Source organism: Novosphingobium indicum (assembly GCF_014645195.1).
In the GTDB taxonomy this organism is placed as follows: Bacteria; Pseudomonadota; Alphaproteobacteria; order Sphingomonadales; family Sphingomonadaceae; genus Novosphingobium; species Novosphingobium indicum.
On record NZ_BMLK01000001.1, the window covers coordinates 300799 to 320633 of the forward strand.

A 19835-nucleotide genomic window follows, 5' to 3' on the forward strand; every position below is an offset into this window, starting at 1 on the left:
GCCCGTTCGAACCATCGGTGCATATACCTTTTGCACTGCAGCATGAAGCAGCTGTTGCGTATGGTGCAGTAGTCCTGGCTTGGGGGTAATGGCCACGACCATGAGTACGGGGAGTACAAAGCCGATGAACGCGCCGTTTGCCGCGCGTCCGCTTGTAGCGGACGCGCCTCACGTCGATGATCTTCTTGTTGCGCCGTCTCGTGAAAAGCGCCGTCTACAGTGCTATCTGGCGCTGCTGGTCGGCGATATTATTTCCGTTATTCTCGGTTTTTCTGTCGTCGGATATGTTTTTGCTGCTCGCGAAGGCGTGGCCGACTCGCTGGTCCACGCGCAGCTGATCCTGCCGATATTCCTGACTCTGGCACTCTACAACGGCGCCTATTCGATCGATGCGCTGCGCGAAGCGTGGACAGGCATATTCCGGGCCATGCTTGCGGTCGTCATTGCCATGGCGGTGGTCGTGTTCGTCCAGTTCCTCATCAAGCCGGGTACGGATTTCTCCCGCTCGGTTTTCAATGGCGGCGCGCTTGCGGCCATGCTCCTTATGGCTTGGACGCGCCTGCAGTTGCGCAGTTTCGTGCGGTGGCGCTGCGGGGCCAGCGTGATCAACGAACTGATCATCGACGACGGTGGTCCGCAAGTGAACATGCGGGGTGCCATTCGTATTTCCGCCGCCGCCATGGAATTGAAGCCCGATCTGAAGGACCCGGATGCGCTCGACCGTCTCGGGCTGATCCTGCGCAATATAGACCGTGTGATCGTCAGTTGTCCGGGCGGCAGGCGTGCTGAGTGGGCCATGATGCTCAAGGGCGCCAACGTCGACGGCGAAGTGCTCGACGACGAGGTTGCGCGGCTCGGCGCCCAGGGCGCGCGCGTGGTCGGCAAGCATGGCCTTCTGCTCGTTTCGGCAGGGCCGCTCGGTATGCGTGACCGCGCCATCAAGCGGCTGTTCGACGTTACCTTCGCCGGTTCCGCGATCATCGCGCTGTCGCCGCTGCTCATTGCGGTGGCTCTGGCGGTGAAGCTGCAGGACGGCGGTCCCGTGTTCTTCATGCAAAAGCGCATGGGCCGCGGCAACCGGTTCTTCAACATGTACAAGTTCCGGTCGATGACGCAGTCCCTGTGCGACAAGGACGGCAACCAGTCGGCTTCGAAGAACGACCAGCGCATCACCAGGGTGGGGCGTTTCATTCGCGGCACCAGCATCGACGAACTGCCGCAGCTCTTCAACGTGCTGCTTGGCGACATGAGTCTTGTCGGGCCGCGTCCGCATGCGACGGGTTCGCTGGCGGGTGACAAGCTGTTCTGGGAAGTCGACCTGCGCTACTGGCAGCGCCACTGCCTCAAGCCCGGCCTGAGCGGTCTGGCGCAGATCCGTGGCTATCGCGGTGCGACGGACCACGAATCCGATCTGGTCAACCGCCTCCAGTCCGACCTCGAATACCTTGAGGGCTGGACGATCATGCGCGACATCAAGATCATCTTCCTGACGCTGCGCGTCCTTGTCCACGACCGCGCATTCTGATCGGTAGACGCCCGGCAAGGCGATAAACGCCAGCCGGCCAGCTCCTTCTCTCAAGCTGGTGGCCTGAGCTTTCTCAGTTCTGCTTGGGAACCGTGAACGTGCCCGAGACGCGTCCGCCGGACGCCGAGGATACGCCGCTGTTGAGATCGATCACGAAGCGTGCGCCGCGCAGCGTATCGCCATTTCCGCGCTTGAGCGTGGAGTTGCCCGACATCGTGATGATCTTCTTGTTGAAGTCATAGATCGCCACATCCCCCGTCGCCCGCTCGCTTCCGCGGGTTACGACGACGCCGCCGCTGGCGGTGATGCGCTGGATCTGCAGCGACCCTGCGTCGGTGAAATTGACCACGGTACGGCCGGCGCGGAGTTCCAGGTTGCCCTGACGGACGTCGACATTGCCCGAAAGCACGACGCGGTTCTGCTTGTCCTGCAGTTCGATGCGGTCGGCGGCGTAGTTCACCGGAGCATTGGTGTCGTGCCCGGGAAAGACCTGTGCGGCCAGTTGCGGCACGGCAATCGCGGTAGTGGCGATCAGGGCAGCGGCAAGGCTTGCGCGAACAGGCAGAGGGCGCAGGCGACGAATCGTCATTTGGGTATCCTCAACTTGCCGGGCGTCATCTGCAGCCGGGCATTGCCTTCGAGAGTTACAGTGCGGTTTTCCAGATCTGCCTTCATCGAATCGGCCTTGAACGTCCCGGTCGTCACGGCGCCCTCTACACCGCCCGAGGCCACGGCCACCTTCTGCTTGAGGTCGACGGCGACTTTGCTGGTGGACATCCGGTAGCCGTCAGGCGCCGAGAACTGCACAGGGCCGGCAATGTCTATCGTTTCGGTGTCGTAGTTGTACGCGCCGCGCGGCGCTTTGATCTGAGCGGGACCGTCCTGCAAACTCATGTTCGCGGCAAGATCGAGCATCTCGACGATGGGGGTCTCGGCAGACTTCTGGACGGCAGTGCCCGCGGTAACCTTGAAATCGCGCCCCTGATCGTCCTGGCCCATGTAGGCCGCGTCCTGCAGCTTGATACGGTCTGTGGTGACTGCAACTTTGTTGCGGTCGAGCAGAAAACTGATCTCGCCGCGGGGTGACAGGGGTACCAGAATCATGACCGCGGCGACGAGCCCGATCAGGGCCGGAAGCGCCTTGGCAAGAAATCCCACCAACCGGTCATGCGAACCGCCCGGCGCAGCGAAGTGCTGCCGCCGGTTTCGGATCTGGATGGCTTCCTGCGACATGGGCGTTCAGGTTCCGTTTGCGCCTCAGGCCGACTGATGGCTGAAGATGTCGTGATCCGGCCAGCCGGCAAGATCGAGCCGGGCACGTGCCGGAAGGAAGTCGAAGCAGGCCTGCGCGATTTCTGTGCGGTTCTCGCGGGCCAGACGCACGACCAGGATTTCATGCATCGCGTGCAGATAGCGCACGTCGGATGCGGCATAGTCCTTTTGCGCATCGGACAGTTCCGGAGCGCCCCAGTCGCTGGACTGCTGCTGCTTGGACACTTCCTTGCCGAGCAGTTCGCGCACGAGGTCCTTGAGGCCGTGACGGTCGGTGTAGGTGCGCACCAGCTTGCTGGCGATCTTGGTGCAGAACACGGGGGCCGCCATGACGCCCAAGTAGTGCTCGATCGCGGCGAGGTCGAAGCGCGCGAAGTGATAGAGCTTGAGGCGCTCCGGATCGGCCAGCACGGCCTTGAGGTTCGGGGCGTCGTAGGTGCTGCCCGGAGCGAACCTGATGAGGTGCTCGTCTCCCTGCCCGTCGGAGATCTGGACCACGCACAGACGATCGCGCGGGGTGATGAGCCCCATCGTCTCGGTGTCGACGGCAACGGGCCCCGGCGCGAGGACGCCCTCGGGGAGATCTTCTTGGTGGAGATAGACAGCCATGGTGCGAAAATGCTTAGGGGCTGGGTCAGTGTTACGCAATGGGCGCCGGGATTTTCAGGAGTCTTGAGAGCATGACCGCTTCAGATAGTGCGCAGGCCGTTCCCGACACCTGGGCGCCGGCACTCGATGCCGTTCTGGCAGCCCCCGAAGCCCGCCGTCTGGGCGGTTGGCTCAAGGCCGAGGAAGCGTCCGGCAAGCGCATCTATCCGCCCCGTGGCAGCCGGCTGCGTGCGCTTGAATTGACGCCGCTCGACAAGGTGAAGGTCGTGATCCTGGGGCAGGATCCCTATCACGGGGCAGGGCAGGCGCACGGGCTTGCGTTCTCGGTTCCCGAAGGCGTCAGGGTGCCGCCTTCGCTGGTGAACATCTACAAGGAACTGGCGAGTGACTGCGGCATCACGATCCCGCCGCACGGCAATCTCGAGCACTGGGCCAGGCAGGGCGTGCTTCTGCTGAACAACTCGCTGACGGTGCAGGAAGGCCAGGCCGGTTCGCACCAGAAAAAGGGCTGGGAAGCGATTACCGACGCGGCCGTGGCAGCCGTCGCCGCAAAGCCCGAGCCTTGTGTCTTCCTGTTATGGGGCAGCCATGCGCGCAAGAAGGCCGAGCGTGTGCCCGGCCTTGCCAATAGCCATCATCTGGTGCTGACGGCACCGCACCCCAGTCCGCTATCGGCCCATTCGGGCTTCTTCGGTTGCAAGCATTTCAGCCGAACCAACGAATTTCTGAAAGCGAACGGGCGCGAGCCGATCGACTGGTGAGCGGGGTCAGGCCGATGCGCCAGGTATGGCCTCGTCCATGACATAGTGGCTCATGGCCCCACCGGTGGTCAGGTCACCGAAGGCCATCCGGAACTTGCCGAAGCCCTCGAGATTGCGCGCGGCCGAGTGCGCATCCATCGATGTCCACACGACGTTGAAAGTGAATTTCGAAGGGTTCTCGACGCCGCGCCCGAAGCTGACGGAGACGACGCCTTCGCAGCTAGCAAGGTGCGGAATGCCGGTTTCGCGCATGGCGGCGGCAAACTCATCCTCGGCTCCGGGGCGCACTTCGATTTCGGCGATTTCGAGCAGCATGTTTCGATCCCTCTCCCTCTGGTGTGCGCAAGATGTCGCCGGGGGTGTCTTCAGCGTCAAGCGGAGAGCAGTCGAGATCGCTGCAGCGCATCTCCAGCGGATTTTCCGCCGGAGATGCGCTGCCGATTACGGTTCAGGCGGCCTGGGCACTCACCGGTTTGCCGATGTCCTCGCCGACCATGGTATCGCGGCGCAGGCGGTTCGTGTCGCCCGGAATGTCGGGCCGGCTCTTGCGGACGCGCGTGCGGAAAGTGCTCATCATCTTGCTTAGGGCCGTAGCCTCGGCTTCCAGACTGCGGGTGGCCGCGGTCGTTTCCTCGACCATTGCCGCGTTCTGCTGGGTCATCCGGTCCGTGGCGTTGACGGCATTGTCCACCTGTTGCAGGTCGGCCGCCTGCGCACGGGCGGAGTCCGCCATGGTGCTGATCAGACCATGAAGGTCGTCCACGCGCCCGACGATGTCGCCGAACTTCTCGCCGGTCTGGCCGACGAGCGCGACGCCGGCGCCGACCTGATCGGCACTCTTGGTAATCAGGTCCTTGATTTCCTGCGCGGCATCGGCGGAACGCTGGGCGAGTTCGCGCACTTCGTTGGCGACCACGGCGAAGCCCTTTCCGGCATCGCCTGCCCGGGCCGCTTCCACGCCGGCATTGAGCGCGAGGAGGTTGGTCTGGAAAGCGATTCCGTCGATCAGGTTGATGATCGAGGCGATTTCCTGCGCGGAGCCTTCGATGGCAGCCATGGCGTCGATGGCGTGGCGCACGACTTCGCCGCCTTCGCTGGCATGTTGTTGTGCCTGCGTGATCGTTTCCTGCGCGACAATGGTGCCGGATGCCGACTCGTTCACGCGCGTGGTGACCTGGCGCATGGCCGCTGCGGTCTCTTCGAGGCTGGCCGCCTGCTGCTGGTTGCGCAGGGCCAGGTCGTCGGATGCTGCGCGGATTTCCGAAATGGAGTTCATCACGCTCGAGGTGCCGACCCGGACGGTGCCCATGGCCTTGGCGAACGAATCGAGCGCGACGTTGTAGTTACGGCGCAGCGCATCGTAGGCCGGAGGAAATTCCTCGTCGATCCGGAATTCGAGGTCCTTTGATGCGAGCTTGTCGAGGCCGATCGACAGCACTTCGACGATATGCGCCTGCTGTTTGCGAGCCTCTTCGCGGGCGAGGCCGGCGTTGCGGAAGACTTCCATGGCCCTGGCCGTCGCGCCGAATTCGTCCTTGCTCGACAGGCCCTGAACGGTGACGTGGAAGTTGCCTGCCGCCAGTGCGTCGATCGTGCGGCTGGTTTCGTCGAGCGGATTGACGATGCGGCGGCGAATGAAGGCCGAACCCGCCTGTACCGAGCCAATCACGACGACTGCGACCAGAGCTGCGAAGCCCAGATAAAGCGTGACCATGAAGCTGTCGCTGGCCATCTCGCGCGCATTGAACGCTCGCGACATGGCGACGAGCTTTACGACTTCCGCGCGCTGCTGCTGATAGATTGGCGTCAGATCGCGATTGAGGACCGTGTCGATACGCTCACGTTGCCCGCTGGCAATGGCAGGTGCCAGGTGCTTGTCGACAGTCGCGAAGAAGCGGTCGGCCACGCCGAGCGTCGAGTTCAATTGCGCCCGCATTTCCTCCGGGACGGGAGCGGTCGCCCAGTAGGCCTTGCGTTCGTTGAACTCGGCCTGGATTTCACGGATCCGCTTGAGATCCTCGGGCCCGGTTTCCGGGTTGGCTGCGGCCAGCGAGGCCTGGAGATAGGGCTCCACCACGAAGGCGGGTGGCGGCAGGATGTCCGCCAGCACTTCGTCGTTGAGCGAATGCTTGCGCTGGATGGGGCCGCCAAAGCGGATCTCGTAGATCACGAAAGCCGTGGCCAGCATGGCCAGCACGACGAGGGCGGTGAGTATCCGGCCGCCAATCCGGGTTTGCTGCTTGATCATGTCCTTCACAGTCCTGTCGGGCGATGGCCCTTCCGTGAGGACGGCGGTGCAGTGAGCATGGTGAAAGCGGCAGAATGCAGAGACTAGAGGTAAATACCTGATGTCCGCCGATAACAGCCCAGCGATTCAGGGCAAACCATTGTTTTTAAAAAGGAAAAGGAGCGAAAGGCCGGCCGGCCTTCCGCTCCCTCATTTCAGGATTTTAACCGTTGTGTGCGGTCGTCAGCGCGGCAGTTGGCTGGCGCCCATCAGCGCTTCGTCCACCGAGCGTGCGCACTGGCGGCCCTCGCGGATGGCCCAGACCACCAGCGACTGACCGCGGCGCATGTCGCCGCAAGCCCAGATCTTCTCGTCGCTGGTCTGGTACACGTTGGTATCGGCCTTGACGTTGCCGCGCGGGTCGAGATCGACGCCCGACTGGTCGAGCATGCCGGCCTTGCGCGGACCGACGAAGCCCATGGCAAGCAGGATGAGGTCGGCCTGAAGCGTAAACTCGCTGCCCGGCACCTCGTGCATCTTGCCGTCCTTCCATTCGACGCGCACGCACTCGAGGCCCTTGACGTCGTTGTCGCCGACGACGCGCTTGGTCAGCACCGCCCAGTCGCGATCGCAGCCTTCCTGGTGGCTGGACGAGGTGCGCAGCTTGAGCGGCCAGAACGGCCAGGACATGGCCTTGTTCTCGTGCTCGGGCGGCTTGGGCATGATTTCCAGCTGGGTCACCGAAGCGGCGCCCTGACGGTTCGAGGTGCCCACGCAATCGGACCCGGTGTCGCCGCCACCGATGACGATGACGTGCTTGCCGGTTGCCGTCAGCGTGCCGCGCGGTGCGGCGCGCATTTCATCGTCGCCCGCGTTGCGCTTGTTCTGCTGCATCAGGAATTCCATCGCCAGGCGCACGCCCGGCAGCTCGGAACCCGGAATGTCGAGGCGACGGGCGTCTTCCGCACCACCGGCGAAGACGATGGCGTCGTAGTTGTCCTTCAGCGAGTTCACCGAGACGGAAACGCCGACTTCCACCGACGTCTTGAACACCACGCCTTCGGCTTCCATCTGCGCCGCGCGGCGATTGATGAGGTGTTTCTCCATCTTGAAGTCGGGAATGCCGTAGCGCATCAGCCCGCCGACACGGTCGTTCTTCTCGAACACCGATACCGAGTGGCCGGCGCGGGCCAGCTGCTGCGCGCAGGCAAGGCCGGCCGGGCCCGAACCCACGACAGCGACCGACTTGCCGGTCTTCTGCGCCGGGATCTTCGGCGTGATCCAGCCTTCCTGCCAGCCCTTGTCGACGATCGCGCATTCGATCGACTTGATGGTGACCGGCTGGTCGATGATGTTCAGCGTGCAGGCTGCCTCGCACGGAGCGGGGCAGATGCGGCCGGTGAACTCGGGGAAGTTGTTGGTCGAGTGCAGAACTTCGAGCGCGTTCTTAAAGTCGTCCTCGTAGACCAGATGGTTCCAGTCCGGGATGATGTTGTTGACCGGACAGCCGGTATGACAGTGCGGCACGCCGCAGTTCATGCAGCGCGATGCCTGGTCCTTGAGCGTCTCCGCCGAAAGCGGAACGACGAATTCCTTGTAGTTCTTCAGTCGCTCGTCGACCGGACCATAAGTGCGGTCCTGCCGGTCGAGTTCGAGAAAGCCGGTTTCCTTGCCCATCGTGTCTTGATTCCCGATCTTATTCTGCTGCCACGGAACCGGCTTCGAGCCGCTCGGCTTCCATCTGCTTGAGCGCCTTCGCGTAGTCGCGCGGCATCACCTTGACGAACTTGGTAACAGCGTTGTCCCAGTCGTCGAGCAGCGCCCGGGCCCGCTTGGAGCCGGTGTGCAGGTGGTGGCGTTCAAGCAGTACGCGAGTGCGTTCCGCGTCGTGCCGCAGCATGTCGCCCATGCCGAGGTCGTTGACGCTGACCGTCCGCTGCTGCGGGCGACCGGTGCCTTCGTCCTCGTCCGCTTCCGGCGAGACCTTGAGGATGTCGACCATGGCGTGGTTGCACAGCTTGTCGAACTCGCCGTCCTCGTCATAGACGTAGGCGATACCGCCCGACATGCCCGCCGCGAAGTTGCGGCCGGTCTTGCCAAGAACCATCACGACGCCGCCGGTCATGTATTCGCAGCCGTGGTCGCCGCAGCCTTCGACAACCGCGATCGCTCCCGAGTTGCGGACGGCGAAGCGCTCGCCGCCGACGCCGTTGAAGAACGCCTCGCCGGAAATCGCGCCGTAGAGCACGGTGTTGCCGACGATGATGTTCTTGAGCGGGTCGCGATCGACATGGCCGGGCTGGCGCACGATCACGCGGCCGCCCGAAAGGCCCTTGCCGACGTAGTCGTTGGCATCGCCGGTCAGGTCGAGCGTGACGCCATGTGCGAGCCAGGCGCCGAAGCTCTGGCCGGCGACACCGTTCAGGGTGATGTGGATCGTGTTGTCGGGCAGGCCTTCATGGCCATAGCGCTTGGCAACTTCGCCCGACAGCATCGCGCCGACCGTGCGGTTGACGTTGATGATCGGCTTTTCGACGCGCACCGCGCTGCCTTTTTCGAGGGCATCGGCGGAGGCTTCGATCAGTGCGTTGTCGAGCGCGTTCTCGAGACCGTGGTCCTGCGTCCCGCTCCAGTTGAGCGAGGGGCTCTCGCCCAGCGGGGCCTGGTAGAGGATCTTCGAGAGATCGACGCCCTTGGCCTTCCAGTGGCTGATCGCCTTCTTCATGTTGAGCCTGTCGACGCGGCCGACCATTTCGGCGACCGTGCGGAAGCCCAGCTCGGCCATGATCGCGCGCAGCTCTTCGGCAACGAAGAAGAAGTAGTTGATCACGTGCTCGGGCTGGCCGGTGAAGCGCGCGCGCAGGACCGGGTCCTGGGTGGCTACGCCGACCGGGCAGGTGTTGAGGTGGCACTTGCGCATCATGATGCAGCCCGCCGCGATCAGCGGTGCGGTTGCAAAGCCGAACTCGTCGGCGCCGAGCAGCGCGGCCACGGCAACGTCACGTCCGGTGCGCAGGCCGCCGTCGGCCTGCACGCAGATGCGGCTGCGCAGGTTGTTGAGCAGCAGCGTCTGCTGGGTTTCGGCAAGGCCGATTTCCCAGGGCGAACCGGCGTGGGTGAGCGAGGTCAGCGGCGACGCGCCGGTGCCGCCTTCGTAGCCGGAGATCGTCACGTGGTCCGCGCGCGCCTTGGAGACGCCCGCGGCGACCGTGCCGACACCCACTTCCGATACCAGCTTGACCGAGACGCGGCTGCCCGGGTTCACGTTCTTGAGGTCGTGAATAAGCTGCGCGAGGTCTTCGATCGAGTAGATGTCGTGGTGCGGCGGCGGCGAGATCAGGCCGACGCCCGGGGTCGAGTGCCGGGTCTTGCCGATGATCTTGTCGACCTTGTGGCCGGGCAGCTGGCCGCCTTCGCCGGGCTTTGCACCCTGCGCCATCTTGATCTGGATGTCGTCGGCATTGACCAGGTACTCGGTGGTCACGCCGAAGCGGCCCGAGGCCACCTGCTTGATCGACGAGCGCATGGTGTCGCCGTTGTCGAGCGGCTTGAAGCGCTTGGGATCCTCGCCGCCTTCACCCGTGTTCGACTTGCCGCCGATGCGGTTCATAGCGAGTGCCAGCGTGGTGTGCGCTTCCCAGCTGATCGAGCCGTAGCTCATCGCGCCGGTGGCGAAGCGCTTCACGATTTCGTTGGCGGGTTCGACCTCGTCGATCGAAATCGGCTCTTCTGCCGGGACAAAGTCCATCAGTCCGCGGATCGTGAGCATGCGCTCGGACTGGTTGTTGATGGTTTCGGCGAACGCCTTGTACTTCTCCGGCACGTTGCCGCGCACGGCGTGCTGGAGATTGCCGATGTTCTCGCTCGTCCAGGCGTGTTCCTCGCCGCGCACGCGCGAGCCGTAGATGCCGCCCACGTCGAGCATGTTGGCGTAGACCGGGTTGTCGCCATAGGCCGCGGCATGGCGGCGCACGGTTTCTTCCGCGATCTCCTGCAGCCCGGCACCCTCGATGGTGGTGGCGGTGCCGGTGAAGTACTTCTCTACGAAAGCGGTCGAAAGGCCGACCGCGTCGAAGATCTGCGCGCCGCAATAGGACTGGTAGGTCGAGATGCCCATCTTGGACATGACCTTCCGGATACCCTTGCCGACCGCGTAGACGTAGTTCTTCGCGGCGTCCTCGGCCGAAACCGGCAGGTTCTTGCGAACGCGGATCTGCTCGATCGTCTCGAACGCGAGGTAGGGATTGATGGCTTCGGCGCCGTAGCCTGCAAGGGCGCAGAAGTGCTGGACTTCGCGCGCTTCGCCGGTTTCGACGACAAGACCCGTCTGCATGCGCAGACCCTGACGGACGAGGTGATGGTGAACGGCAGACGTCGCCAGCAGCGCGGGCATCGGAATGCGATCCGGGCCCTGCGCCCGGTCGGACAGGATCAGGATGTTCTTGTCCGCCAGCACTGCCTCGGTGGCGGCCCAGCACATTTCCTTGATCGCCATCTCGAGGCCATCGGCGCCGCTCTCGGCATCCCAGGTCATGTCGATGGTCTCAGTGCGGAAGGCACCGTCGAGTGCGGCTTCGACCGAGCGGATCTTGGCGAGGCCGAGATCGGTCAGGATCGGCTGGCTGACTTCCAGACGCTTGTGCGTGCCGGCGTCATGGCCGAGAAGGTTCGGGCGCGGACCGATCATCGTGACCAGGCTCATCACCAGTTCCTCGCGGATCGGGTCGATCGGCGGGTTGGTGACTTGCGCGAAGTTCTGCTTGAAATAGTCGTAGAGCAGGCGCGGCTTGTTCGACAGGACCGGGATCGGCGTATCGGTGCCCATCGATCCGATCGGATCGTCACCGTTCATAGCCATCGGCTCAAGGAAGCGCAGCGTGTCTTCCTGCGTGTAGCCGAAGGCCTGCTGGCGATCGAGCAGCGTGCCGGTGGGCTGGGGCAATTCGGCCAGTTCGGGCTCGATCACGTCGAGATCGCGAAGCTTGTACTGCGCCTTTTCGAGCCACTTCTCGTAGGGTTCTTCCTCTGCGAGCTTGGCCTTGATCTCCTTGTCCTCGATGATGCGGCCTTCCTCGAAGTCGATCAGCAGCATCTTGCCGGGCTGGAGGCGCCACTTGCGCACGATGTTGTCTTCCTTGATCGGCAGAACGCCGCTTTCGGAAGCCATCACGCACAAGTCGTCGTCGGTCACGAGGAAGCGGGCCGGGCGCAGGCCGTTGCGGTCCAGCGTGGCGCCGATCTGGCGGCCATCGGTGAAGGCCACGGCGGCGGGGCCGTCCCAGGGCTCCATCAGGGCCGCGTGATACTCGTAGAACGCGCGGCGCTGGGCATCCATCAGCGGATTGCCGGCCCACGCCTCGGGAATGAGCATCATCATCGCGTGGCACAGCGAATAGCCGCCCGCGAGCAGCAGTTCAAAGGCGTTGTCGAGGCACGCGGTGTCCGATTGTCCGTGCGGGATCAGCGGCCACATCTTGTCGAGGTCGGAACCCAGCAGGTCGCTTTCCATGGTGCGGCGGCGGGCGTTCATCCAGTTCACGTTGCCGCGAACCGTGTTGATCTCGCCGTTGTGCGCCATGAAGCGATAGGGGTGCGCCAGCTTCCAGCTCGGGAAGGTGTTGGTCGAGAAGCGCTGGTGAACGAGGCCGAGCGCCGACACGAAGTCGGGATCGCGCAGGTCGTCGTAGAACGAGCCGACCTGGGTCGCGAGCAGCAGGCCCTTGTAGACGATCGTCCGGCTGGAGAAGCTCGGCATGTAGAGCTCGGTCAGGCCGGGCAGGTCGTGCTTGATGGCCAGCTCGTCCAGCGGGTTCTGGGTCTGCTTGCGGATTGCCATCAGCTTGCGCTCGAAGGCGTCCTGATCGGCGCAGGTCGGGCCGCGGCCGACGAAGCACTGGCTGATGACCGGCATCGATTCGATTACGGTCTTGCCGAGGCCGTCGAGCGTCACCGGCACGTCGCGCCAGCCGAGGAGGACCTGGCCTTCCTTGGCAATGAACTTCTCGAACTTGGCGACCACGAAATCGCGTGCCGCCTTGTCCTGCGGCAGGAAGCACATGGCCACGGCGTAGTCGCCGGCGGCCGGCAGATCGACGCCTTCGCCCTGCGCCCACTTGCGGAACAGCTGGTCGGGAATCTGCGTCAGGATGCCTGCGCCGTCGCCCAGCAAGGGGTCGGCGCCCACCGCACCGCGGTGGTCGATGTTTTTCAGGATCTCCAGGGCCTGCGTAATAATGGCATGGCTTTTCTGCCCTTTGATGTGGGCGACGAAGCCTACACCGCAGGAGTCATGTTCGTTACGCGCATCGTAAAGACCTTGGGGCTTAGGAAATCCCATCGATATAAATCCATCCTGTCATTTTTTCCGGGGCTCCGGGCGTGCCTAATAGACGCGCACGAATCAGTGCGACGTCCCCCACGCGACGTAAGTGGCCCCAATGTCCCCTTGCCGATTGATGGCCCATTTTGCAACCGCGAACGCTTCTGGCGCGCAGGATTCAACGCGCAGGCGGCATATATTTCGCCATTTTATTATCAAAACCCCGCCCGGATCGACCGGACGGGGTTTTGTGTTGCTGTGCGAGTGTGCAGGCAGTTGGCGGTCAGGCCGCCCCGCTCATGCGCTGCAGCGTGGCCAGGGCGGTGCGCAGCGCCTTTTCGGTTTCTTCCGGATCCGCCTTGCCGGGGGCGTCGAAAATGCGTTCTCCGGCACTTTCCGGTTCCGGGGCCGGCTTCGGCTTGGTTGCCGAGGCGGCCGTGGGGCTGGAGAAGGGGCCGGCGTCGCGGGCTTCGTCGCCCGGGAAGATGACCACCGGCTGGATGTCGCCTTCGTCCTCGGGCTCTTCGATCCGGACGAATTCCTGTTTCGGCTTCTCGCCGCCTTCGATCGGGCGCGATAGGTTGAGCAGCGAGGAATAGCCCTGCTCGAGGACACTGTCTTCCTCATCCATCTCGTCTTCGTCGTCGAGGTTGGATTCTGCTCCCTTGGGCTGCGCGAAGGGGGCAGCGGATGGGGCCGGAGCGTCGTTCTTGGCGGCGATCGAAAGACCGATGTGGCGGGGCGGGATATAGCTCTGGAGCGAGTCATCGTCGTCGTCGAAGTCGTCCAGGCTCACCGGGCGAAGGGCAGCCGGGATGCGCGGCATGGCCGGCTCGGCGGCGGCTTCTTCAGGTTCCGGGTCCTGCGAACCGTCAGAGGCCGTTTCTTCGGCTTCGACCGGGCTGGCTTCGGCCCGCAGCGATTCGAGGTGAGGGGCGGCAAAGGGCAGCGGGTTGAAGGGCGCCGGCGCTTCGGGTGCCTCGTGAGCCTCAAGAGCTTCCGTCTCGAAAGCGACCGGGGCGAAGTCTTCACTTCCGTCGGCCGTCTCTTCGGGTTCGGGTGCGACTTCGGTCAGGACGGGCGCCGGAGTAGCAGCGGCCTGGCGGATCTGCTCGCGGCGCTGGGCCATGGCGAGGCCGAGGCGCTCGAGCAGTTCAACGGGCGAAAGTTCGTCAAGTTCGGCGGAAACGATGCGCTCGGCGGCAGTGCGCTTCTCTTCCACGGCTGCCGGCGATTCTTCGACTTCCTCGGTTTCGACAGAAGCGCTCGCTTCGTGCAGTTCGGCAGGTTCGTCTTGCTGTTCCCCGACCTGGAATTCGGCCGGTGAGGCAAAGGCAGCCACTTCATCTTCGGCGTCTGGTTCTTCGACACTGTTCACTGCTGCGTCCACGTGGGGCAGGAGCGTGAAACCGGGCTCGGGTTTGTCTTCGGACGGGGACTGTGCCTGAGAGGCTGCGAAGGGCGCAGCCTGCTCGACTTCGTCATGCGCTTCGACGGCTGCGGGGCTGTGGTTGCCGATCCCTCGCGAGAAGTTCTCGAACAGCCCGTTGCTGAGCGGGACGGGAGAACCGTCCGCAGCGTCATTTTCGGGTGCCTCGAAGGTGGCATTTTTCAGGCTCGAAAGGCTTTCTGCTTCGCCGAACGAATGAGCTGTGGGCGCGTCGAAGCCCTGTTCCGCCGCCGATGGCGCCGGCATGGCGTCGAACGACACAGGCAGCTGCGCTTCGGGAATGTCGGCGACGAATTCAGCCCCTACGAGAGACGATTCGGCAGCCGCCTCAACGCGGATGTCCGCGTTTGTAACGTCGGCATCCTCATATCCTTCGAGGTCGAACTCCGCGATATTCAGGATGCGCGAATCGTGACCTGGGAGCGGCGCGCGCTCGGGGGCATCGTACGTCGCAGACGTGTTGCTTTCGAAGGAAAGCGCGCGGCGGCGCTGCTGGGGCTTGGGCTCCGGCTGCTCCTGCACGGCGGGTGTGCTTTCTTCCTCCGCAACCGGCGTCGTGCCGCGGCGGCGTTCATGCACTTCGGGTTTTACACGCGTGATCCGCCGTGCCGCAAGCGCACCGATCAGGCCGCCGATACCGGTCATCGCGAGCGCAATCAGGATGCGCGTGGTCGTTCCGAGCGGCGGGGCAGCCATGGGTATCACGCTGTCGATGCCGAGGCTCACAACCGCGCGCTCGATCAGAGCGGGACGGATGGCCATGCTGGCCAGACCGAACAGGGCACCGAACCAGAGGGCGACAATGGCGGGAAAGAGGGGGTGCCGGGTAATCGGCTGACTTCCGCCCGACGTGCTACGCTTTTGCTCGGACACTCTTCTTCATCCCATCTTGAACCGGGAGGCTCCGGCCGCGCGGTCAGGCGGCGGCGGCGCCTCTTGCAGTGGGTACAAGTGACAGCATTTGGTAAACGTCTTGATAACGGGCCACATTCGCCCCCCAATCGTGCCGGTTTTCAACGTGAATGCGTCCGGCGCGGCGATAGCTGTCCCACTGCGCGCGATTGTCGAGCAGGTCGGCGAGGGCCGCCGCACAAGCGCCGGGATCATCGGGTGTAAAAAGCGTGCCAGTCAGGCCGTCTTCGATCAGCTCGCGGTGGCCGCCTACATCGCTGGCGGCGACCAGCTTGCCCTGCGCCATGGCTTCGAGCGGCTTCAGCGGGGTGACGAGATCGGTCAGCCGGCTGCGCTTGCGCGGATAGGACATGATGTCACTGAGAGCGTAGTAGCGCTCGACCTCGTGATGCGGCACGCGGCCCATGAAGCGGATCGCCTCCGCAGCCGGAGAGCTTTCTGCCTGGGCGCGCAAGGCACCTTCCATCGGGCCGCCACCGACAAGCAGCAGCCGCGCATCGGGCTGGCGGGCGATCACCGCCGGCATGGCTTCGATAAGCACATCGAGGCCTTCGTAGTCGTAGAAGCTGCCGATGAAGCCGATAACCGGGCAGGGCCTTCCGTCGATCTCGAGGCCCAGATTGCGGGCCAGTTCTGCATCGCGTTCGGTCGGCTTGCCGAACAGCGACAGGTCGACGCCGTTCGGCATGACGGTGATTTTTTCTTCAGGCGTGCCGCGCGCGACGAGGTCCTGGCGCAGGCCTTCGCAAATGGTGACCACTGCATCGGCTTCGCGCACGACATGGCTCTCCAGCGCGCGGGTCAACCGGTACTTGGCGGAGCCTTCGCTGCCGGTGCCGTTGCCCACGGCGGCGTCTTCCCAGAATGCGCGGATTTCGTAGACCAGCGGCAGGCCATGCTTGCGGGCGACGCGAAGCGCTGCCTGGCCGCAGAGTGCAGGCGAGTGCGCATGCAGGATGTCCGGGCGCCAGTCGCGCACCACTTTCTCGATGCCTTGCGCGAAAAGGCCGATCTCGCGCCATTCGCGCCAGCCGGCCGGTCCGCTTACCGAACCCGTCGAGCGGTGGAACAGCAGACCGTCTGCTTCCTCGGCGGAAGGTCCCTCGGCGGTGTGACGCAGGCCGGTGACGCCGCGCACGTCGTAGCCCAGCGCCTGCTGCGCTTTCAGGATCGCCCTTGTGCGAAAGGTGTATCCGCTGTGCATCGGCAGCGAGTGGTCGAGGACATGGAGAATGCGCGTCATGATTGCGTCTAGGTAGCGTGCAAGGCTTAACGCTGCGTCAACTCTGCGGTGCTATCGCGATCGGCAATGGTCGACATGTTTGCCCTCGCCGTCAGCCACGGGCTGCTTGCGCTCGCCGTATGGCGGTTGCTGTGGCGCGGCGATCTCTATGACGAGGCGGAGACCAGGCGGCGGGACGGGCCCGATGCTTAATCTGGCTTTCACCGGCTTTTTCGCGGCCCTGCTGCTCGCCGGCTTCAAGCGCCCCTTCGTGTGGCTGCTGCTCTACCTCTATGTCGACATCGTCCAGCCGCAGGTCATCACCTGGGGCTTTCTTTCGCATGTGCCGGTATCGCTGATCGCCTTCGCGGCGGCGTTCATGGGTTGGCTGGTCTTCGACAAGAAAGCGGATTCGCGTTTTACCATGCGGCAGGGGCTGTTGCTGGTGCTCCTGCTCTATTGCGGCTACACGACGATCACGGCGGCCTATCCAGAGGATGCCCCGGAGAAGTGGGGCTGGGTCTGGAAGGCGCTGCTCTTCGCGATCTTCATGCCGCTGACCTTGCGCACGCGCCTGCGGATAGAGGCAGTAGCGCTGGTCATGGTGCTGGCCGCCAGCGCGCTCATCATCGATGGCGGTATCAAGACCGTGGGCGGCGGCGGCGGCTACGGGACGCTGCGCATTTTTGTGGACAGCAACAGCGGCCTGTTCGAAGGCTCGATCATCTCCGCAGTGGCCATATCGATCATTCCGATCGTGGTCTGGCTGTCGAAGCACGGCACCGTCTTCCCGACGGACTGGCGTGTGATGACGTTCGCGGCCGCGCTGATCTTTGCCTGCGCGCTCATCCCTGTCGGGACGCAGGCGCGCACCGGGCTCGTCTGTGTGGCGATCCTGTGCATGCTCTATCTGCGCACGGCCAAGCACCGGTTCCTGATTGCCGGCGGCATGGCGCTGGTCGCGGTCCTTGCCGTGCCGTTCCTGCCGCAGTCGTTCATGAAGCGCATGAACACGATCGAGAACCACCAGTCGGACCAGTCCGCCAGCACCCGTCTCGCGATGTGGAAGTGGACCTGGGAATATGCCAAACAGCATCCGTTCGGCGGCGGCTTCTACGCCTATCAAAGTGCGGTGGTGCACTACGATACCTATGTGGCCAAGACGAGCGGCAGCACGACAGTGGTCGAGGCCACGCCGGTCGAGGAAAAGGGCCGCGCCTACCATTCGAGCTATTTCGAGATGCTCGGCGAGCAGGGCTATCCCGGACTGGCGCTCTGGTTGGCGCTGCAGTTGACCGGCGTTCTCCAGATGGAACTGATCCGCCGCAAATGGAGAGCGCGAACAGGCCCCGACGAGGCCTGGGTGGCGCCGCTCGCCAATGCCCTGCAACTGGCGCATATCGTCTACATGGTCGGCTCGCTGTTTGTCGGCATCGCCTTCCAGCCTTTCATCCTGATGTTGATCGGTTTGCAGTGCGGCTTCTGGAGCTACATTAAGCGGATTGACCAGCCCGGCCGCGAGTCGCTGCGCAAGGGCCCGCTGCGCATGCAGGTGAAGGCGGTATGCGACCCCGTTGCTGCCGCCTGATGCGGCATGTTTGAACGAAATCGGTTGCCGTTCCTTAACCTTTCTCGTTTGCTGCCGTTTTAGGATTTGTCGCCGCGCAGTGGTGTTGCGACGAAGCGTGTCAGAACCGGGGGCAAATTCGGAAAATCCGAACTCAGTTCTACATTTACGGCAAATTAACCTTTAACCTTCATTGGTCCTATGGTTAATTTGCGGCAATTTCCGTTGCGACAACGTTACCGTCGCGGAATCCAGGGGCAAAAGGGGGTCACCCAATGCGAGTGCTGTTGATCGAGGACGAACCGACCACGGCCCGGGCAATCGAGCTCATGCTTACGGCCGAAGGCTTCAATGTCTATTCGACGGATCTTGGCGAAGAGGGCCTCGATCTTGGCAAGCTGTACGACTACGACATCATTCTTCTGGACCTGAACCTGCCGGACATGCACGGCTACGACGTCCTGAAGAAGCTGCGTGTCGCCAAGGTGCAGACGCCGGTACTGATCCTTTCGGGCATTTCCGAAATGGACAGCAAGGTCCGCTCGTTCGGCTTCGGTGCCGACGACTACGTGACCAAGCCGTTTCACCGCGAAGAACTGATTGCCCGTATCCACGCGGTCGTGCGCCGCTCCAAGGGCCACTCACAGTCGGTCATCCGCACCGGTAAGCTGATCGTCAATCTCGACGCCAAGACGGTCGAGGTCGATGGCGCCCGCGTGCACCTGACCGGCAAGGAATACGCGATGCTCGAGCTGCTTTCGCTGCGCAAGGGCACGACGCTGACCAAGGAAATGTTCCTCAACCACCTCTACGGCGGCATGGACGAGCCCGAGCTGAAGATCATCGACGTCTTCATCTGCAAGCTGCGCAAGAAGCTCGCTCACGCTTGCGGTGGTGCCAACTACATCGAAACCGTCTGGGGCCGCGGCTATGTGCTGCGCGATCCGGACGAGGCTGCAGAAGCAGCCTGATCCAGGCTCGCTCCCTCGCTGGGGACCGAGACGGCTCGTCCTTCGGGGCGGGCCGTTTGCATTTGGCGGCACGCCATTTGCGACATTGACCGGGACGGCCTTCGCTGCCACTGCGCCGCGCCATGACCGCATACAAATCCGGTGATCCGACCACGCTCAACCGCCTTTACGGCCGCGCCAAGGGCAAGCCCCTGCGGGCCGGCCAGCAGGCGCTGGTGGACAATCTCCTGCCGCGCATCGCGGTGCCGGAGGAAGGCCCCGTCACGGCCGAGCGCCTGTTCGGCCAGCCCTGTCCGCTCCACTTCGAGATCGGCTTCGGCGGCGGCGAGCATATGGCGCAGCGCGCCGACATGCTGCCCGACCACGGCTTCATCGGTGCCGAGCCTTTCCTGAACGGTGTCGCCCAGGCGCTGATGCATGTGTCGGGCGACAATGGCGCCCACCCGCCGATCGGCAATGTGCGCATCCATCATGGCGATGCGCTCGAAGTGCTGGCGCGGATCCCCGATGGTGCGCTCTCGTTCCTCTACCTGCTGCACCCCGATCCCTGGCCCAAGGCTCGCCATGCCAAGCGGCGGATGATGAACGACGGGCCGGTCGACATGTTCGCGGCCAAGCTGAAGCCCGGCGGCGAGTTCCGTTTCGGTACCGACCACCCGGTCTATGTGCGCCATGCGCTGATGGTCATGCAGCGCCACACCCACCAGTTCGATTGGCTCTGTGAAAAGCCCGGCGACTTCCAGAAGCGCCCCGGCGGCTGGCCCGAAACCCGCTATGAAGCCAAGGCGCGGTCGGTCTACGGCCACGAGGTCTGGTACTTCCGGTATCGCCGCAAGTAGGCCGCAAACCTACCTCACTTCCTGTTTCCGCCGCTTTCCCGCCCGGCCTTCGCCGTGGCGGTCGCATGCGATCACCTGAAACGTTTGATGCGAGTCAATGGCAACAGCCCGCTCCCGGCCAAGGATGGCGCCACATGATGGCGGGAATCGCCCGCGCTCAT

The 19835-nt window shown here is 63.9% G+C and carries 15 protein-coding genes; 6 read left to right on the plus strand and 9 right to left on the minus strand.

The annotated features are described in order from the left end of the window. Window positions 1–124: 124 nt before the first annotated feature. Window positions 125–1525: an exopolysaccharide biosynthesis polyprenyl glycosylphosphotransferase gene (locus tag IEX64_RS01500; RefSeq protein WP_188817520.1), complete on the plus strand. Its 1401-nt coding sequence runs from the start codon at window positions 125–127 to the stop codon at window positions 1523–1525. Between the two features lie 73 nt (window positions 1526–1598). Here the strand turns inward: IEX64_RS01500 and IEX64_RS01505 are convergent, their stop codons facing one another. From IEX64_RS01505 to IEX64_RS01515, 3 genes are read right to left on the minus strand one after another with little or no spacing between them, the layout of a single operon-like run. Then, window positions 1599–2114, minus strand: a complete 516-nt coding sequence (locus tag IEX64_RS01505) for an LptA/OstA family protein (protein ID WP_188817522.1) — start codon at window positions 2112–2114, stop codon at window positions 1599–1601. Continuing rightward, complete coding sequence (gene lptC, locus IEX64_RS01510) at window positions 2111–2758, minus strand: LPS export ABC transporter periplasmic protein LptC (protein WP_188817524.1); 648 nt, start codon at window positions 2756–2758, stop codon at window positions 2111–2113. The genes IEX64_RS01505 and lptC overlap by 4 nt, the downstream gene beginning before the upstream one ends. 24 nt (window positions 2759–2782) lie before the next feature. Continuing rightward, on the minus strand, window positions 2783–3406 hold the full coding sequence (locus IEX64_RS01515; protein WP_188817526.1) for a ribonuclease D: 624 nt from the start codon (window positions 3404–3406) through the stop codon (window positions 2783–2785). A 71-nt stretch (window positions 3407–3477) separates the two neighbouring features. Between IEX64_RS01515 and ung the strand changes: the two genes are divergently transcribed. Beyond that, window positions 3478–4167 (plus strand): uracil-DNA glycosylase, encoded by a 690-nt coding sequence (gene ung / locus IEX64_RS01520; RefSeq protein WP_188817528.1) that lies wholly within the window; start codon window positions 3478–3480, stop codon window positions 4165–4167. A gap of 6 nt (window positions 4168–4173) precedes the next feature. Here the strand turns inward: ung and IEX64_RS01525 are convergent, their stop codons facing one another. The 6 genes from IEX64_RS01525 to IEX64_RS01550 form a co-directional block, all read right to left on the minus strand. Further along, on the minus strand, window positions 4174–4482 hold the full coding sequence (locus IEX64_RS01525) for a putative quinol monooxygenase (RefSeq protein WP_188817530.1): 309 nt from the start codon (window positions 4480–4482) through the stop codon (window positions 4174–4176). A gap of 133 nt (window positions 4483–4615) precedes the next feature. Continuing rightward, window positions 4616–6415: a methyl-accepting chemotaxis protein gene (locus tag IEX64_RS01530; RefSeq protein ID WP_188817532.1), complete on the minus strand. Its 1800-nt coding sequence runs from the start codon at window positions 6413–6415 to the stop codon at window positions 4616–4618. 222 nt (window positions 6416–6637) lie between these two features. Beyond that, entirely contained in the window at window positions 6638–8071 is a 1434-nt protein-coding gene (locus tag IEX64_RS01535) for a glutamate synthase subunit beta (protein WP_188817534.1), read from the minus strand. Window positions 8072–8090: 19 nt separating this feature from the next. Next, window positions 8091–12731: a glutamate synthase large subunit gene (gene gltB / locus IEX64_RS01540; protein ID WP_188817536.1), complete on the minus strand. Its 4641-nt coding sequence runs from the start codon at window positions 12729–12731 to the stop codon at window positions 8091–8093. Window positions 12732–12996: 265 nt separating this feature from the next. Beyond that, window positions 12997–15036, minus strand: a complete 2040-nt coding sequence (locus IEX64_RS01545) for a hypothetical protein (RefSeq protein WP_188817538.1) — start codon at window positions 15034–15036, stop codon at window positions 12997–12999. A 43-nt stretch (window positions 15037–15079) separates the two neighbouring features. Continuing rightward, window positions 15080–16318, minus strand: a complete 1239-nt coding sequence (locus tag IEX64_RS01550) for a TIGR04063 family PEP-CTERM/XrtA system glycosyltransferase (RefSeq protein ID WP_188817541.1) — start codon at window positions 16316–16318, stop codon at window positions 15080–15082. 66 nt (window positions 16319–16384) lie between these two features. Here IEX64_RS01550 and IEX64_RS24600 point away from each other — a divergent pair, with 66 nt between their 5' ends. The 4 genes from IEX64_RS24600 (at window position 16385) to trmB (ending at window position 19674) form a co-directional block, all read left to right on the plus strand. After that, window positions 16385–16510 (plus strand): hypothetical protein, encoded by a 126-nt coding sequence (locus IEX64_RS24600; protein ID WP_268238433.1) that lies wholly within the window; start codon window positions 16385–16387, stop codon window positions 16508–16510. After that, window positions 16503–17885 (plus strand): putative O-glycosylation ligase, exosortase A system-associated, encoded by a 1383-nt coding sequence (locus IEX64_RS01555; protein WP_188817544.1) that lies wholly within the window; start codon window positions 16503–16505, stop codon window positions 17883–17885. Before IEX64_RS24600 ends, IEX64_RS01555 begins: the two co-directional genes overlap by 8 nt. 254 nt (window positions 17886–18139) lie before the next feature. Next, complete coding sequence (gene ctrA / locus IEX64_RS01560; protein WP_091144199.1) at window positions 18140–18835, plus strand: response regulator transcription factor CtrA; 696 nt, start codon at window positions 18140–18142, stop codon at window positions 18833–18835. A 122-nt stretch (window positions 18836–18957) separates the two neighbouring features. Next, entirely contained in the window at window positions 18958–19674 is a 717-nt protein-coding gene (gene trmB / locus IEX64_RS01565; protein WP_188817546.1) for a tRNA (guanine(46)-N(7))-methyltransferase TrmB, read from the plus strand. Window positions 19675–19835: the final 161 nt, after the last annotated feature.

Excerpts from the sequence above, each read along its gene's own strand:
- ctrA (WP_091144199.1), top strand. The coding sequence starts at position 18,140 with ATGCGAGTGCTGTTGATCGAGGACGAACCGACCACGGCCCGGGCAATC.
- IEX64_RS01550 (WP_188817541.1), bottom strand. The coding sequence starts at position 16,318 with ATGACGCGCATTCTCCATGTCCTCGACCACTCGCTGCCGATGCACAGC.
- lptC (WP_188817524.1), bottom strand. The coding sequence starts at position 2,758 with ATGTCGCAGGAAGCCATCCAGATCCGAAACCGGCGGCAGCACTTCGCT.
- IEX64_RS01525 (WP_188817530.1), bottom strand. The coding sequence starts at position 4,482 with ATGCTGCTCGAAATCGCCGAAATCGAAGTGCGCCCCGGAGCCGAGGAT.
- IEX64_RS01530 (WP_188817532.1), bottom strand. The coding sequence starts at position 6,415 with ATGATCAAGCAGCAAACCCGGATTGGCGGCCGGATACTCACCGCCCTC.
- IEX64_RS01500 (WP_188817520.1), top strand. The coding sequence starts at position 125 with ATGAACGCGCCGTTTGCCGCGCGTCCGCTTGTAGCGGACGCGCCTCAC.
- IEX64_RS01515 (WP_188817526.1), bottom strand. The coding sequence starts at position 3,406 with ATGGCTGTCTATCTCCACCAAGAAGATCTCCCCGAGGGCGTCCTCGCG.
- IEX64_RS24600 (WP_268238433.1), top strand. The coding sequence starts at position 16,385 with ATGGTCGACATGTTTGCCCTCGCCGTCAGCCACGGGCTGCTTGCGCTC.
- IEX64_RS01505 (WP_188817522.1), bottom strand. The coding sequence starts at position 2,114 with ATGACGATTCGTCGCCTGCGCCCTCTGCCTGTTCGCGCAAGCCTTGCC.
- IEX64_RS01555 (WP_188817544.1), top strand. The coding sequence starts at position 16,503 with ATGCTTAATCTGGCTTTCACCGGCTTTTTCGCGGCCCTGCTGCTCGCC.
- gltB (WP_188817536.1), bottom strand. The coding sequence starts at position 12,731 with ATGGGATTTCCTAAGCCCCAAGGTCTTTACGATGCGCGTAACGAACAT.
- trmB (WP_188817546.1), top strand. The coding sequence starts at position 18,958 with ATGACCGCATACAAATCCGGTGATCCGACCACGCTCAACCGCCTTTAC.
- IEX64_RS01535 (WP_188817534.1), bottom strand. The coding sequence starts at position 8,071 with ATGGGCAAGGAAACCGGCTTTCTCGAACTCGACCGGCAGGACCGCACT.
- ung (WP_188817528.1), top strand. The coding sequence starts at position 3,478 with ATGACCGCTTCAGATAGTGCGCAGGCCGTTCCCGACACCTGGGCGCCG.